General features: G+C 56.5%; 12 protein-coding genes and 1 pseudogene. 5 read left to right on the forward strand and 8 right to left on the reverse strand.

The window, feature by feature from the left end; all coding sequences use genetic code 11:
• Positions 1-79 precede the first annotated feature (79 nt).
• Positions 80-1,864: a methyl-accepting chemotaxis protein gene (locus tag O6760_RS32750; RefSeq protein WP_152508019.1), complete on the reverse strand. Its 1,785-nt coding sequence runs from the start codon at positions 1,862-1,864 to the stop codon at positions 80-82.
• 688 nt (positions 1,865-2,552) lie between these two features.
• Positions 2,553-3,468, reverse strand: a pseudogene (locus O6760_RS32755) (DMT family transporter).
• A gap of 603 nt (positions 3,469-4,071) precedes the next feature.
• Between O6760_RS32755 and O6760_RS32760 the strand changes: the two are divergent.
• The 4 genes from O6760_RS32760 (at position 4,072) to O6760_RS32775 (ending at position 6,262) form a co-directional block, all read left to right on the forward strand.
• Complete coding sequence (locus O6760_RS32760) at positions 4,072-4,755, forward strand: SOS response-associated peptidase (RefSeq protein ID WP_152508044.1); 684 nt, start codon at positions 4,072-4,074, stop codon at positions 4,753-4,755.
• A 24-nt stretch (positions 4,756-4,779) separates the two neighbouring features.
• Complete coding sequence (locus O6760_RS32765; protein WP_152508045.1) at positions 4,780-5,079, forward strand: I78 family peptidase inhibitor; 300 nt, start codon at positions 4,780-4,782, stop codon at positions 5,077-5,079.
• Between the two features lie 106 nt (positions 5,080-5,185).
• On the forward strand, positions 5,186-5,527 hold the full coding sequence (locus tag O6760_RS32770) for a hypothetical protein (RefSeq protein ID WP_152508046.1): 342 nt from the start codon (positions 5,186-5,188) through the stop codon (positions 5,525-5,527).
• A gap of 570 nt (positions 5,528-6,097) precedes the next feature.
• A complete protein-coding gene (locus O6760_RS32775) occupies positions 6,098-6,262 on the forward strand; it encodes a hypothetical protein (protein ID WP_173014038.1) in 165 nt (54 codons plus the stop codon).
• Positions 6,263-6,339: 77 nt separating this feature from the next.
• Here the strand turns inward: O6760_RS32775 and O6760_RS32780 are convergent, their stop codons facing one another.
• Positions 6,340-6,972: a zeta toxin family protein gene (locus O6760_RS32780; protein ID WP_152508047.1), complete on the reverse strand. Its 633-nt coding sequence runs from the start codon at positions 6,970-6,972 to the stop codon at positions 6,340-6,342.
• A 12-nt stretch (positions 6,973-6,984) separates the two neighbouring features.
• A complete protein-coding gene (locus O6760_RS32785; RefSeq protein ID WP_269586488.1) occupies positions 6,985-7,146 on the reverse strand; it encodes a hypothetical protein in 162 nt (53 codons plus the stop codon).
• A gap of 179 nt (positions 7,147-7,325) precedes the next feature.
• On the opposite strand from O6760_RS32785, the gene O6760_RS32790 reads away from it, so the two are divergent.
• Entirely contained in the window at positions 7,326-7,673 is a 348-nt protein-coding gene (locus O6760_RS32790; protein ID WP_152508048.1) for a hypothetical protein, read from the forward strand.
• A gap of 364 nt (positions 7,674-8,037) precedes the next feature.
• On the opposite strand, the gene O6760_RS32795 is transcribed toward O6760_RS32790, so the two are convergent.
• The 4 genes from O6760_RS32795 to O6760_RS32810 form a co-directional block, all read right to left on the reverse strand.
• Positions 8,038-8,556 (reverse strand): helix-turn-helix domain-containing protein, encoded by a 519-nt coding sequence (locus O6760_RS32795; protein WP_152508049.1) that lies wholly within the window; start codon positions 8,554-8,556, stop codon positions 8,038-8,040.
• A 677-nt stretch (positions 8,557-9,233) separates the two neighbouring features.
• Positions 9,234-12,203: a Tn3 family transposase gene (locus tag O6760_RS32800; protein ID WP_072495413.1), complete on the reverse strand. Its 2,970-nt coding sequence runs from the start codon at positions 12,201-12,203 to the stop codon at positions 9,234-9,236.
• 15 nt (positions 12,204-12,218) lie between these two features.
• Positions 12,219-12,824 carry a recombinase family protein gene (locus O6760_RS32805; protein WP_055971942.1) on the reverse strand — a complete coding sequence of 202 codons (606 nt, stop codon included), beginning with the start codon at positions 12,822-12,824 and terminating at the stop codon, positions 12,219-12,221.
• A 357-nt stretch (positions 12,825-13,181) separates the two neighbouring features.
• Positions 13,182-13,685: a L,D-transpeptidase gene (locus tag O6760_RS32810; protein WP_077294877.1), complete on the reverse strand. Its 504-nt coding sequence runs from the start codon at positions 13,683-13,685 to the stop codon at positions 13,182-13,184.
• Between the last annotated feature and the right edge of the window lie 419 nt (positions 13,686-14,104).

The raw sequence follows: 14,104 nt of genomic DNA on the forward strand, positions 1-14,104 counted from the left end.
AACTGGTTTCGCCAATGATTATATTCAGAATTCTATTTCTTGGCCCGGAGTCGTTTTAGCTTACATGCGCCTCGTCGATTTAGGCCGACTGAATCTCTGCGAGAAAGCCGTCTACCTCTATCTTAAGTCGGGACGATTGATTTGAAAGTTCCCCTGCTGCCATTGTCACCTGGCTCGCTGCGGCCCCGGTTTCCTGTGATGCTTGAGTGACCCCGGCAATGTTTTCAGATACGGCCTGCGTTCCTGCTGCCGCTTCCGTGACGTTTTGGGCGATTTCCCGTGTTGCCATGTCCTGCTGATCCATCGCAGCAGCAATTTCAATCGACGTTTCGTTGATCTGCGAAATGATACGGCCGATATCAGTGACGGAAGCCACAGAAGTGTTAGTCTGGTCCTGAATTTCTTTAATGAGGCCGGCAATATTTTCGGTCGCCTTCGCTGTTTGACCGGCCAGGACCTTCACCTCGCTTGCGACCACTGCGAACCCTTTGCCAGCTTCGCCTGCCCGGGCAGATTCGATTGTCGCGTTCAGTGCCAAGAGGTTCGTCTGCTCCGCAATGTCCGAGATCATTGAGATCACTTCGCCGATCTTTTCAGCGGTCTCGGCAAGCTGACCGATTTGCCCCTCGGTCTTTGACACTTCGTCTACGGCTTGTTTGGAAATGTCAGTTGCTTGAGAAATACGAGAGTTGATTTCTCCGATTGAGCTAGAAAGTTCCTCGGTTGCAGAGGAAACCGTCGCCACGTTCGTCGTGGCCTCCTCGGTGGCGGCTGCCACGGATGTTGCCTGGCTGCTGGTTTCTTCTGCGATGCTGGACATCGACTGGGCCGTGGTTTGCAGTTCGGTTGACGCTGAGGACACCGTTTCCACGATGGTGCCAATATTTGCGGCAAATCGGCTGGAGGCGTCGGTCATCCTTTTCTGACGGTCTTGCTCAATCTGGCTTTGGCGCCGTTGCTCTTCTTCCAGTTCCTTTGAGCGGATCATCGTTTCCCGGAACGTTTGATAGGCTGTCGCCACGGCTCCAATTTCATCCTTGGCATGGACTTTGACGTCCATTGTGAAGTCACCCGCCGTCAAGGCGTTTATGCCTAGGACAACTTCATTCAGCGGTCGCGTGATGGCTTTTCGAATAACGAAGGAGGCGATGCCGAGCGCGGCCACGAAGACAAAAACCGCTATAGCTAGAATGGCTTTTAACGCTGTTTTTTCAGCTTCAAGCGCCTCGCGCGCCGCGTCCAAGGTGAACGATTGCAGTTCCTGCACCAGGGCTTCAAGCTCATGGTTCAAGTTGTTTTCTTCTTTTTCAATCCCTGGCAGCAGCGCAAGCGCAAGGTCTATCTCTCCAGCCTCGACCAGTTCGAAGGCTTCAAGAGCATGCTTGTCATATGCCTTGTGCTCAGCGCCTATTTGATCGAATGCCTCATAAACCATTTGAAATTCGGACTTCAGCTTTTCGGAGTGCGAGGCTTGTTCAGCGGTCATCGCCAGGTCCTGAGCTTCCAGAATTTCGCGATCAACCATCTCGGCGTATTTCAGAAAAGTCATGCGTGCCTTGTCAAAATCTGCGCGGGCTTTTGCGTGCTCCTTCATCATCACTCCGGCCCGAAAGGCTCGCTCCAGATTGATGGATTGGTCCAACTGGTGGGTAGTGATTTGAGTTACCGCACTGGTAAGCGGGATGTCTTTGTTGGCAACATTGTTGATGAGCAAGCCGATCTGGTTCAGCTGCCAAAGACCGATTGCCGCCACAAGGACTAATCCGACTAGACATATGCCCACCACAGATAAGATCTTGGTTCCAATGCCGAAAGACCTGCTGGATGCCTGGTTTCCGCTTGGTTGATTTGCCGTAATGCTCATTGTGTCCTCTCACCGAATGAAAAGTAATTCGACTAGACCGGTTTCACTTGACGTTGAAGGCCGTTTATTTGCAGCCGCCTTCAATATTTTGCTCGGTTACTAAATATCAATCTCTGAGATGCTCCAAGGGAAAGCTGAAAAGGAGCGTATTGACCCCAAGCCTCCCTGATCTCAAAAAATGCCCATAAACAATCAAATACACCAAGTGAAATTAATGAAAAATTACTTTAGGTGAATTTTGTCAGTAAAAATCAAATAAGCCGCCGTTATCACAAAAAAAGCGTGGCAGTTTTATCGTATTTAATCTTTGGATTTCAATATAAAGTTGATTGCAACCAATAATTGTGTGATTTGGTAGAGTTTTTGCACGACTTTTCTCTAGTCGCCAATGCTCTTTCGATAGGAATTGCGTAAAATGTCAACTTTTTAACATTTTTCGACAATATGCATACTTTCTTTGTTATTGCTTTCTTAACATTTAGTCTGAAGGCGGAATTACAGTTCAAATTGCCATCAACGCCTTGCCGGAGATGGGAAAAGTCACCGGCGCTTTGGATCCAACCAATCCAAGCCCACGAAACCCTGATCGTGATGCACGGCCATTGGAAGCTTGCCCGGGCAAACGGCGAGAAAGTGCCAGCGTTGGGTGATACCTGTGCGTGCCGTCAGGCCCCGATTCCCGCTGTCGCTATGGAGCGGTGATAGGCGGAGGTTTTCGTCGCTTGCCTGACAAGGCGTTCCCAGCGATGGCCACGAGGAGAACCAGGCCGCCGATCAGAGTGTTGACGCTCGCCGTTTCGCCCAGAAAGAGCCAAACCCAAAGAGGACCGAGCAGGACTTCAGCCAGAGACAACAAGGCAAGCTCTGCTGCCGGGAGGCTACGTGAGCCCAGCGTGTAGAGGATCAGACCGGCACCGACTTGCCCCCCCCATTCCCATGGAAATGAAGCCGTCATTCGGGCTCAAAACGACGGAGAGCCCGAGGCCAAAGCAGATCGCCAGGGTGATGGCGAACGCGAAGAGGCCCGAAAGGAAGACCGCCGGCAGCATCTCACCTGTTCGGCCCCATCGTAACGCCACGGTGAAGGCAGCGAAACCGAACGCCGATCCAAGGGCCGCCAGACTGCCCTTAAGGGCGACGCTGCCGGATTTGTCGGCAACCATGATCGCGATCCCTCCAATGGCAACAACAATCGCAATCCAGGTTGCAAAGCGCACACGTTCACGCAGAACGATCCATCCCAGAACAGCTGCCATAAACGGTGCTGTCGCAAAAAGCAGCATGGCATTCGCGACTGACGTGTTCTGAATTGAGTAGATCCCACCGCTATAGGCCGCAACCAGTGAAAGCCCTGCGACAACAACGGGGGAACCAATTCGGCGGATTTGAACAAAGGGGCTTTCGCCCGACCGCATTCGAATAAGAATGTAAAGAAACAGCGACATGCTGATCGACCTATACAGCAGAATCTGCCACACAACGGCATCGTCGATCATGCGAATACCAATGCCGACTGTCGACCACAGAACCCCGGCCGCAAAGACGAAAAGCACACCGTGCTTGTGGGCATCCGCACTATGAGCGCGCGTCGATATGGATGTCATTTTGGGCCATTCAAATAGGTCTTGCCCCCGCAAGTTAGCATGCCGGCCGGAGTTCTGATCTCTCTTATGCGACATTGACGCCGGATGTTGCCTGCGGTGGCCCGAGCAGAGGTTGCTGCAAGATAACGAACGGCAGATATGAGAAAGCTGCCCTGTAGCATTCAAGCAATGCATGGAAGACAGGTTTGGGCCGAAAGCGTCGAAGAGCGAACAGCGGCTTGTGTAGTTAGGTTTTTTGGGGGGCCTGGCCGTTCACGGCCCTGTCGTCCCGTTTGGCGAGCCAATCCAGCAGTAGGAAATTGACCAAATAGTCAAAAATATTCCATAATTATGCTTATGCGATTTTTACTAACATGTTGATATAAAAGAGAAAATAGACTTTCAGATGGGCGGGTTGAGCCCTTTCTCCACTTAACCTGAAGCCCGTATATGGATGTGGATTAAATTAAATCTGGCCACTCATGAGGCCAGCTCTTGAACCTCTATGGTCCATGCTTCACCCATTGAGATTTGCTCCTCTCACCGCAATTGTGGGCACCAAGCGTTATAGCTGTATGTGCTACAACGCCGTCGGCGTCGATATCAGCAGCAAGGGACAGTGGCATGTGTGGCCGCTTCACCAATACGATGACCTGGGCCGAAATCCACGCCCTTTACAATATCCACGCTGAGGCCCCGCCTCCGTCGAACATGCCGGCGCGCTACAACATCGCGCCGACACAGAACGTCCATTTCGCCCACAAGGACAAAGCCGGTGACCTCGAAATCGACTGCGGGCGCTGGTGGCTCGTGCCCTTCTTCGCCAAGGAATTGCCGAAGGCCGCGATGTTCAATGCGAGGATCGAGACCGTCGACACTTCAGGGGCATTCCGCGGACCCTTCAAGTCGAAGCGCTGCCTCATCCCCGCCGATGGCTATTTCGAATGGACCACAAGCGAAGAGGACGGCAAGAAAGACCCCTGGCTGTTGCAGCTCCCTGACGGAAAGCCTTTCTCCTTCGCCGGACTATGGGCGCATAACGACAAGCTAGGCGTCACCAGCTGCACGATCATCACAGCGCCAGCCGTCGACCACATTGCGCACATTCATACGCGGATGCCCGTCATGCTGGATCCATCGGTCTACAAGACCTGGTTGGATGCCTCTGTTCAGGGTGCTGACGCGAAAGCCTTCCTTCTTGAAAACCAGATGGACAGCCAGCTCGAGTTTTATCGTATCGGCCGTGAGGTTAATTCATCTCGCTATGACGGCAGTGACACGAAAAAGCCAATTCTGAACTCCTTGTAGAGCTTGATAGCAAGGAGAGCCCCAATGAAGTCACTGCCCTATTCCGCGCCATTGATCATCGCCGGCGTAGCTTTGGCCTTATACGCCTGCAGCGCAGACGGAAGCGCCCCCTCCACGGCTTCAGCACCATGCAATGCTGAAGCCGCTGGAGCCCTCGTAGGCAAGCCCAAGCCGACGGACGCAGAGGCCATGCAGCTTTCCGGCGCGAAGACCGTTCGTCAGATCCAGCTAGGCGACATGGTGACCCAGGACTTCCGAGAAGATCGGGTGACGATCGAGACGGATCCCGCATCTGGTCGTGTTGTTGGAGCCACCTGCGGCTGATTAAGCTACGCGGGTCATGGTAACTGCTGCTTAACCACGAGGGCAGTCGCCCCCATAGAATCGGGGGGCTTTTGCGTTAGCTTCGGGGGGCGGTATGGAGCTATCTATGGGACAGAGCTTTTCTGCTTATCTGAAAACTGCGCAGACAGTCAGATCAGTCAGGCAGATACACACAATCACCACCGCAATATGCGAAGATCCCTATGCTTCATCGCATTTGAAACGCACAAGCGCGGCTTTGACGAGGAAGCTGGAACAAGTCATTGACCGGCCCATTGCGAGCGCTGCCTTCCTCGCCTCCATCTGGCGTGATTTTCGCTGCCTCAACACGCTCGTGGAGAGGGAATACTGCAGGCTGAACCTCCTTCTGCCCAAGGGTGAAACCGAGCCTATGGATGATTGGCTGTTCCTTAAAGAAAAAGGGCCAGCGGAAAGCCGCGGCCCTTAAGGTGTGGGGGTCAATAACCTCCAGAGGGGAACAGCCGACGCGCGGACTGGGAGGAGGGGTACGCACGTCAACTACCAAGCTATATGGGTCCCCGTAACACGGCCCGCAAGGCGACTAGTCCGAGTTTCGGTACGGACTTCTTTTTGTTGCTTTCCGTGTGGATCCTGTTCAGCGTGAGAAAGCCGCTGTAACAGGGCGTCGATGCGGCCGTCATTCAGTATCGGTTGATGATTGGCCTGTGCCGCCTTGCGAACCATGTCGCTACAGGCGAGCTGCCTGAATACGTGAGAATTATCTGTCATCGCTGCCCCTCCGCCGCCAGAACGCTGAGCGGAGTCACCGGTTCCGAAAGAAAGGAGCCGACGAATACGGAGAGGTTTATTCTCTCTCAACATCATCCAATTTCACCGACAAGGCAGGGTTTGCGTCAATGATGCGCGGTCCCCCCAATTTCGCCGCTGCGCAACGAAATCGGCTCCCCCCCCGCCCCGCAGGCCCCCTCCGGCGGTCATTGACCCAAACCCTCCCTTGTCGGTCCCGCACCTTTGTTTTCATTCAAAGGAGCTGACGATGACCACTTACGACCACATCAACGAACTGCGCGCCGAGCTTGCAGCGTCCATCGACCAGGCCGAGCGTCAGCAGATCGCAGCCGAGCTGGCGGCGGCCAAAGCGAAGCTTGCCGAAGAAGAGGCCGCATTCGATGCGCTGATCAGCGCCGAGCCGCCCCACTAGGGCGGCTCGTTCCAATGCCCGGCGCGTTGGGTATTATTGCGCTGTTACACGGTACCCTTCATCCAGGGCACCAGCCCCTACTCGATCGCGGTTCGAAGACGGTACGTCTCCCCTACCCTTACGACGTCATAGGCTTCCATAACCCGACCTTCGAAAAGCCTGTGCAGCGGATTGCGACGATCAACGTCAGACCCGACGATCACGCCAGCACAGACGCGGAAAATCTCCCGGGGCTCGATACCGCTGTTGTCTATCAGCAGCGCCTCATCAGCGTATCTGAGGGCGCTAGACAGCATCCGCAGCGATCCTTCATGGCGCCGTCGGATGATGTCTTCCGGAATGTCGTGGCCGCCCTTCTCTACCCGACGCTGAACACGTTCGATGTTGAGCTCAACTGAATCCAGGGCGACGTAGTAGAGGCCGACATAGTACCCAGTCGCCTGGGCTCGGCTCATCAGATTGATTGACTGTTGGCTGCTCAAGGTGGTCTCAAAGACGAACGACTGCCGGGTCTCGATCATCTCACGGATCTTCATGAGTGCCGCCCTCCCCGCTGCCATGGCGGCTGCCCGGCCATCCCTGGATCCTGTGAGCTGTTTGGCAATCTCATCAGCGTTGACCCAAGCACCGTCGAGCTGCAGCTTGGCATACGCCGATGACTTGCCCGATCCGTTGGGACCGCCGAGAACGATACAGGTTGGCTGGGACAAAGAGTGACGACCTCAGGCGGCAGAAATGCGCTTTCTCTGCTCAAATGTTGCCTGATCCTCGGCCTCATTCTGGAGGTCACGAGCGGAGATCGGCAGTCCCAAGCGACGGCTCTCGGCAATCGCTTCGCGGCCGATCTGCTTCAGGGCTTCCTTGTTCTCGTCAAACTTCTTCAAGAGCATTTGCGGTCTCCTAAGGAAAGAATATAGCGCAGAGCGAGCCCGTCGGCAAATCAGGACTTTCCCAGATGAAGGCGTCAGGCGACGCGATCAAAAGCTGCAGATCTGCTCTTTGCGCGTCTAGAAAGAGGATGGTACCCTTCTGAATCCGTTGCAACGGGAAGGATGATCACGCCATGATAGACGAAGTAGTCGACCTTTCGAAAACGCTGGTTTGGACTGTCGGAATGATCACGCAAGCCGGTCCTGATGAACGTAAGAGAGTAGTCAATGCTTATCGCGAAGCGCAGGACCTGGTTGCGCAGATCCCCAAAACCGACGAAGGCGCACGGCCTCGTATTGTCGCTTGCTTCCATCGCTCGGATAAATACCGCGCTTTCGAAGATATCGCCTGCGTTGGCTGGATCCTGACGGCGATCGAGGAACGCGTCAATGAAGGCGACCTTCCCGATTGGCGAAAGCTTCGCAAGGTCGTGAAGAACGCGGTGAAGCTCCTGTCGGACCCTGCCCCGACGCTTCACTGAATGCAGTCAGGTCCGGCACACATCCGATGGTTAGACATTGCTTTTGGCCTGGTGATGCGGAACGGTTTTGGCGGGGGAAGTCGGCCCCGGCTTCCGCTTCGCGGCGCTATGCTAAGCCTCCTGCGGCTTCCCATTATCCGTCAAAACTGTGTCGAGAATTCCCGCTTTCCCGCCCTTTAAAGAGGGGCGGCGCTATGCTGAAAGCTCCGATGTTCTTCATTGTCCTTCTCGGATCTCGGACTGGCGCCGATCGATCCGAGCGGTGCCTTCGCCAGAAGGGGGGAAGGACGCCGCATGAGCGCCGGCTATTCGCCAATGGCGGCCGGCGCGCGGTGGAAACCAGAGCCAACCCATTGAGTGCAAGTTATGGCGCGGCTTTCGCCGCGCCATTCCCTTTCTGCTTCTCGATCGTCCGGGGCTCCATCGCAAGCACAAGATCATGCACCATCTTCAAGGTCGTATCGTCGAGCTTTTTCAGGTGGTCGACCGTTTCCTCCATCAGCTGGTCTCTCAGGGCTTCGCGTGACTCGGCTTTGGAGTGAGAGGGCTGTTCGTTGACGAGAGGATCGAAGAACTCTTCCGGGGTGATATTCAGGACTTCGAAAACGTGGAGCAGGCGTCCGACGGTCATCAAGGATGAGGCGTTTTCGTAGCGGGCGTAGGTTGCCTCCTTCACCCCTAGCAGCATGGCCACTTTGGCTTGCGCAAGTTGTCTGTCGGTTCGCAGGTCACGCAGCCTTTGCGCGACCAGCAGATCCAGTTGGCTGAGATCGATGATATTTCCGTCGAGCGGCTTGCGATAAACCGGATGATCTTTGTCTGGGTCTACAACGCGTTCAAGTCCGAGATAGCTTACCCACTGCTCGAGTCCGAAACCTGCCATTGCCACCAACCACACTGGAATTTCATCGTTGTTCCTCCGGGACAATTAAAGATGGTGCCTCGAAAGTCTACCCTGGATAGCTGCTTTGGCGCATCGCTTTGCGACCCCGCTCTATGCCTTCGGCACGGAGCCAGCAGACACTGTCTCCGCCCATTCGGGTGACGATCGGTTGCGCTGCGGCTTCGCCTCAAATCAGTTTCATCGCAGGCAAAATCCGTTCGGAACATTTACAGCCTCGCCCGATCGACCCATATTGGCTGTTGATCAAGTCAGGTCGTGGCAAGTCTCTAGCCCTTTCTTGTCGCGTGCCTACGGAGGCCGCCCTGCCTCGTATCGGGGCGGCCTTTCCCCTCCCCTACTGCTCTTCACAGTAATCAGCATCAGCGGTTTGCCGGCCTAGGCCAGGATAAAGCAGTGACGCCGGAGGCGTCCTGTCTGTTTCTTTGATGAGGGAAAGAGGAGCGCTGCCCCCTCTCCCTCACAAGGGGAAAAAACGGTCTCCCCGTCCTTCCTTCGCGCAGCCTTGGGGCAGCGCTTTGTGCAGGAGCGCCGCTGACACGACGCCCTTTCGGCTTTGCCTCGGGCGGGCGAACCCCCTCCGTTTTTATCCCCTTGCCACCCTCTCCCCCGCTGCTCCGCGCGAAGGGGCTCCGTGGGCATTTCTGCAATAATACCCGCTAAGGGAAAGCGAAGTTGTTTGGATTGAAACGGTTAGCGCGGATCGGCCTGAAGCGTTCGAGGGGTCGGTCAATTTCGTTCCAGAGATAGTCGCCGGTGAGTGCGATATGAGCCCAGGGAAGTGGTGCGACTTGGGAGAGCAGCTCGGCGGGAATATCGATGCCCTGGGTGCGGACATAATCGACAGCGCGGCTGAGATAGACGGTGTTCCACAGGATAATGGCGTTGACGACGAGGTTGAGACCTGACGCCCGATAGGCCATGGTTTCCGCCACGCGGTTGCGCAGCTCGCCAAGCTGGTGGAGGAAGACCGCCCGGGCAAGGGCGTGACGGCTTTCACCCTTGTTGAGGATGGCATGCGATCTGCGCCGGAGCTTGGTGTCGAGCAACCAGTCGCAGATGAAGATCGAGCGTTCAATCCGGCCCATTTCGCGTAGCGCCTGATTGAGCCGATTTTGCCGAGGCGATGCGGCAAGCTTCTTGAGGATGACGGACGGCGGCACGAGGCCCGCGCCAATCGATGACTTCAGCCGCAAGACCTCATCCCAGTGCTGCTCGATGACATCCATGTTGACGGCTCCCGAGATCAGCGCCCCGAGCGGGTCGTACGCCGCGTCGGGATCGATGACGAAGAGCCTGCGATTGCCGAGATTGCGGATACGAGGAATGAGCCTATAGCCGAAGCCATGGAACATAGCGAATGTCGTTTCGGTCGCGCCGGCGGTATCGGTTGCATGCTCATGGATTTCGACGGAGCTTTCGTTGTGAAGGAGGCCGTCGAGCACGTAGGGCGCTTCGCTCTCGGACGCCTGGATCATCCGGGAGAAGAAGGAGGCGAAACGATTGGACAGGAAGCCATAGACCGAAGCACCTGGTCTTTTGCCGTATTTTGCATTGTATTCGAGGCTGGCTTCACCGCGCCCGCCTGCCGGAAAGAACTGCCCGTCCGAGGAGGAGATATGACCGTCGCCCCAGACCGCGGCGAAGGGATGAGCCTGCTGCGCATCGACCAGCACGGCGGTCGCCGTAGCATAGGTTTCCGAGCGCAGATGCCTATCTACCATCAGCATCATCTGGTGGATCGTGACGCCGCGTGAGCTTTCCGCCATGCGTTCAGCACCGGCGTTGGTGGCGTCGGCAAGGATAGCGGCCATCAGCGCCGGCTCGTCGTTCGCCGTCTCGCCGGTGCGATAGTGTGTGAAGCTGTCAAGGAACCTGGTCCAGCTGTGGACCTCGGCAAGCAGGCTGGTGATCCTGATCCGGGGAACGAGGATGTAAAGACGCCGGCTGAGCGCGACGATCCCGTCACGCTCCTCCTCGCGGATCGGGGAGACCGACAAACCCTTGTCGGAAATAGCCGCATCCGGAATGGCGTTGGCGGCCGCCGCCCTTGCCAGCTCTTTGAGTTTCGCGTCGAGCGTGGCGGTGCGTTCGGCTCGCCATTCGGCAAAGCTGTCAGGGATGGCAAGCCCGAGCCGGCCTTCGGCGCGCATCAGGGCAAAGATCGGTCGAGGCAGAAGATAATCCTCGAAACTGCGCCATGCTCGGCTGCCATCAACCCATATGTCACCGGCCCGCAGGCGCTCCCGAAGGTGAACGAGTACCGCCACTTCCCAAGCCCGAAGGTCGATGGTGACACCGTCCGAGCGCACACGTCGCCGCCACTTGCGCGTCATGAACGCGAACGGCACCTGCGCGGGTAGTTTCCTGCCACTGTAGAGCGCACGCAGATGATCCACTGCCTTCAAAACCGGATCATCGGGACGAAACGACCGGAAAGAGAACGCGCCGAACATGAGCCTGCCCAGCTTTCGCAGCGATTTGTGCCGCTCTATGAGCTCATCGAATTCGTCGCTGCGATCGGGGCGCACGACGGACCTGGCTGCGGCCACGCTGGCGGTCAATCCGTCCCAGCCGAGTGAGACTGCAATTGCGGATGCGAGATCGGTGTTGTTCTCACGGGCGGCCAGAAGCGCCTCGCCAAGCTTGAGATGATCGAGCGCCACCCCATCAAGAATCTCGGCTTCTTTCAGCCGGCGTTCTGTGCGGCTCAGTTCAGCCTTGCGCCGGGTGCTGCCGATCAGTTTGCAGAACATGTCGATCGCAAGGTCGGTGATTGCCGCCTGCCTCTCGATGACGAACGCCGTCAGCGTGGCGTAGCGGCGCTCGGATGTAAGGCGTCGTATCTCACGGGCATGCAGAATGCGGGCGTCCCGGGCGATGATGCCATAGCGGTTGGCATGGATCGTTTTACGTCGCTCATCGGAAATCGCCGCCGAACGCAGAACCTCAAGCCGGGCAATCAGGCCCTTGAGGTTTTTCAGTTTCGTCCCCTCCGGCGCTTCCGCAATCCAGCCGAGATGGCTCCGATCGCCGGACCGATCGATGAGAAGCTGATCAAGCGCCTCGATGGACGGTTGCTCCATGCCCCGGATCAAGCCGCGATAAGCCTGTCGTCGCGCTGCCGCCCGGCCCGCCATCGCCAGACGTATCAGCAGTTCCGGCACAGGAACGAGCAGCTTCCTCTCCTTCAGGGCTTCGATCACGGCCTTGGTGATCGGCTCGCCTTGTTCGGTAGCGGCTGCCTCGCGTGCCGCCGCGGTGATCAGGGATCGATAATCGCTCGCCCGGACGGGCCGGAGATCCAGTGCGACGACAATCTCCCGCGTATGTTCTCGACGGGTTTCCTCCCGCTGGGCATAGAGTGCGAACACCGCAGCGTCGATGCCCAACTGGTCGGCGACAACGGAGACGACTGCCTGAGGCGGAACTTCCCCAGCGCGGAGCGGACGACCGAGATCACGCACCAGGGCGAGTTGGATGGCAAAACCCAGACGATTATGCGATCGGCGATGCGCCCTGGCGAAAGCGATGTCCTCAGCGGACAGCGCATAGCGCGCGAGGGCCTCTTCATAAACATCGGGTGGGTCGAACAGAACGGTGCGCGACTGCGCGTCGAGGAAGGCCATCGGTCACACCCGCTCTCAAACTGGGGGAGCAGGCTCATCTTCTTTGCCCGGTCCGGTCCATCCGGTTCGCCGCAATGTATCGATGAGAGTCGAGCGCGGCACCTTGAATGTCCGACACACCGACGCCTTGCTGGCGCCGGCTTCCAGCGCCGCCAGAATCTGCTCAACCTTTTCGGTGTCGATCGTCGGTGGCCTACCGCCCTTGCGACCGCGCCGGCGTGCCGCCGCCAGTCCAGCGTTGACCCGCTCCGTGATCAGCACTCTCTCGTATTCGGCGAGCGTGCCAAACAGGTTGAACAGGAACGCACCGTGCGAATTCGTCGTGTCGATAGCTTCCGTCAAAGAGCGGAAGGCGACCCCGCGCATCTTCAGATCCTCAACGATTCTGATCAGGTGGGAGAGTGATCGGCCCAGACGGTCGAGCTTCCAAACGACCAGCACGTCACCCTCGCACAATTCCGCAAGGCAAGCCTTCAGCCCCGGCCGATCGTCGCGCGCGCCCGAAGCGCGATCCTGATGCAGGTGACGCTGATCGACCCCGGCCGCGAGCAGGGCGTCGCGCTGCAAGGCAACCGACTGCCGCTCATCACCGCTCGATACCCGCATGTAACCGATCAACATGCACGACAAACCTCAAATTCCGTGTTGCCGCACAGTCTCACATTCCGACAGGGTTTGTCGCGCAAATAATTGCCCAGTCACCCCGTCGATTTCGACCCGCCGAACCGCTACGCGGAAATCATCTGTTTTCCGTCACACCAAAAATCTCTTAGCGGGTAATATTGCAGAGATTCCCACGGAGCCCCTTTCTCTCCATACGTAAAAGTCGATCAAAGCGGTCAGATGAAACGCTCGACAAATGATCGTCCAAAGCTCGTACTTGGGTTTCTGTCTTCTTGGGCTAATGCAGCCCTCATTTGTAAAGGCACGCGCCGGATGCAGCCACGTGCCTGACCAGAGTTTTCGGCTATTGGGTACTCACAAAACGACCACTCTTGTGCCTAAAGGCACGCGTTCATAGAGATCTTCAACATGAGTATTGATCATCCGAACGCAGCCGTTAGAGACGGATCGACCGATAGAGGAAGGTTCGGTGGTTCCATGGATCCGGTACATGGTGTCCCGGCCGTTTCGATAAAGGTAAAGCGCTCTTGATCCAAGAGGGTTATTCGGTCCACCAGGGACACCATTTGCGTATTTCCGATATTTGCCGGGGTTACGACGTATCATGTTTGCGGTGGGACGCCAGCTTGGCCACTCCGCCTTGCGTTTTATTACCGCCTCCCCTTTCAGCGACAATCCCGCTTTGCCGACACCAATTCCATAGCGGCGCGCCCTGCCGAAACTCTGAACGAGGTAGAGGAAATGATTTTTCGTATCGACAACTATCGTCCCAGGAGGATAGGAAAAGTATCGTACGGATTGCGGTTCGAATTTGGGGTCGATCTTGAACTGTTTCTTGTCATGTGCATAAGCAGGCATGACAAAGGCTCCAACTGCTCCGACGGAGCCAATGAGTAAATTACGACGAGTAATCATCGCTTTTCTCCAAAAAATTACTAACGATCGCAGGAAGCTTTGCAGCGATAAAGCTGCCACGTGTCAGTAAATTCTTGGAGGCCTGTCTTCTGGCTTTGGATCTTTGGAAAAAAGGCCAAGCAATACAGTATCTTCCAAAACCAATTCCGCCTTCAAAAATCTCGGTTCCAACGAACCCGCAATTGACACGCAATCGACTCCACACTTGGCTAGTTTTTGAGACTTTGCTTGGTTGCTCGTTCGATTGCAGCACCTGAGGTTATGCGACGTGAGTGTTTCGGACACGATCGAGGCGTTTTGAACTGCTTTTTGGTCTGGAAGCACCGGCTCCCCGGCTGTCTGGGCAGCACCAACTGCGGCGG

Source organism: Roseibium sp. Sym1, from assembly GCF_027359675.1.
Classification (GTDB): Bacteria; Pseudomonadota; Alphaproteobacteria; order Rhizobiales; family Stappiaceae; genus Roseibium.

What these genes read in the sequence shown, in the direction of transcription:
- O6760_RS32750 (WP_152508019.1), bottom strand. Translation starts at nt 1,864, where the DNA reads ATGAGCATTACGGCAAATCAACCAAGCGGAAACCAGGCATCCAGCAGG.
- O6760_RS32760 (WP_152508044.1), top strand. Translation starts at nt 4,072, where the DNA reads ATGTGTGGCCGCTTCACCAATACGATGACCTGGGCCGAAATCCACGCC.
- O6760_RS32765 (WP_152508045.1), top strand. Translation starts at nt 4,780, where the DNA reads ATGAAGTCACTGCCCTATTCCGCGCCATTGATCATCGCCGGCGTAGCT.
- O6760_RS32770 (WP_152508046.1), top strand. Translation starts at nt 5,186, where the DNA reads ATGGGACAGAGCTTTTCTGCTTATCTGAAAACTGCGCAGACAGTCAGA.
- O6760_RS32775 (WP_173014038.1), top strand. Translation starts at nt 6,098, where the DNA reads ATGACCACTTACGACCACATCAACGAACTGCGCGCCGAGCTTGCAGCG.
- O6760_RS32790 (WP_152508048.1), top strand. Translation starts at nt 7,326, where the DNA reads ATGATAGACGAAGTAGTCGACCTTTCGAAAACGCTGGTTTGGACTGTC.
- O6760_RS32795 (WP_152508049.1), bottom strand. Translation starts at nt 8,556, where the DNA reads ATGGCAGGTTTCGGACTCGAGCAGTGGGTAAGCTATCTCGGACTTGAA.
- O6760_RS32800 (WP_072495413.1), bottom strand. Translation starts at nt 12,203, where the DNA reads ATGGCCTTCCTCGACGCGCAGTCGCGCACCGTTCTGTTCGACCCACCC.
- O6760_RS32805 (WP_055971942.1), bottom strand. Translation starts at nt 12,824, where the DNA reads ATGTTGATCGGTTACATGCGGGTATCGAGCGGTGATGAGCGGCAGTCG.
- O6760_RS32810 (WP_077294877.1), bottom strand. Translation starts at nt 13,685, where the DNA reads ATGCCTGCTTATGCACATGACAAGAAACAGTTCAAGATCGACCCCAAA.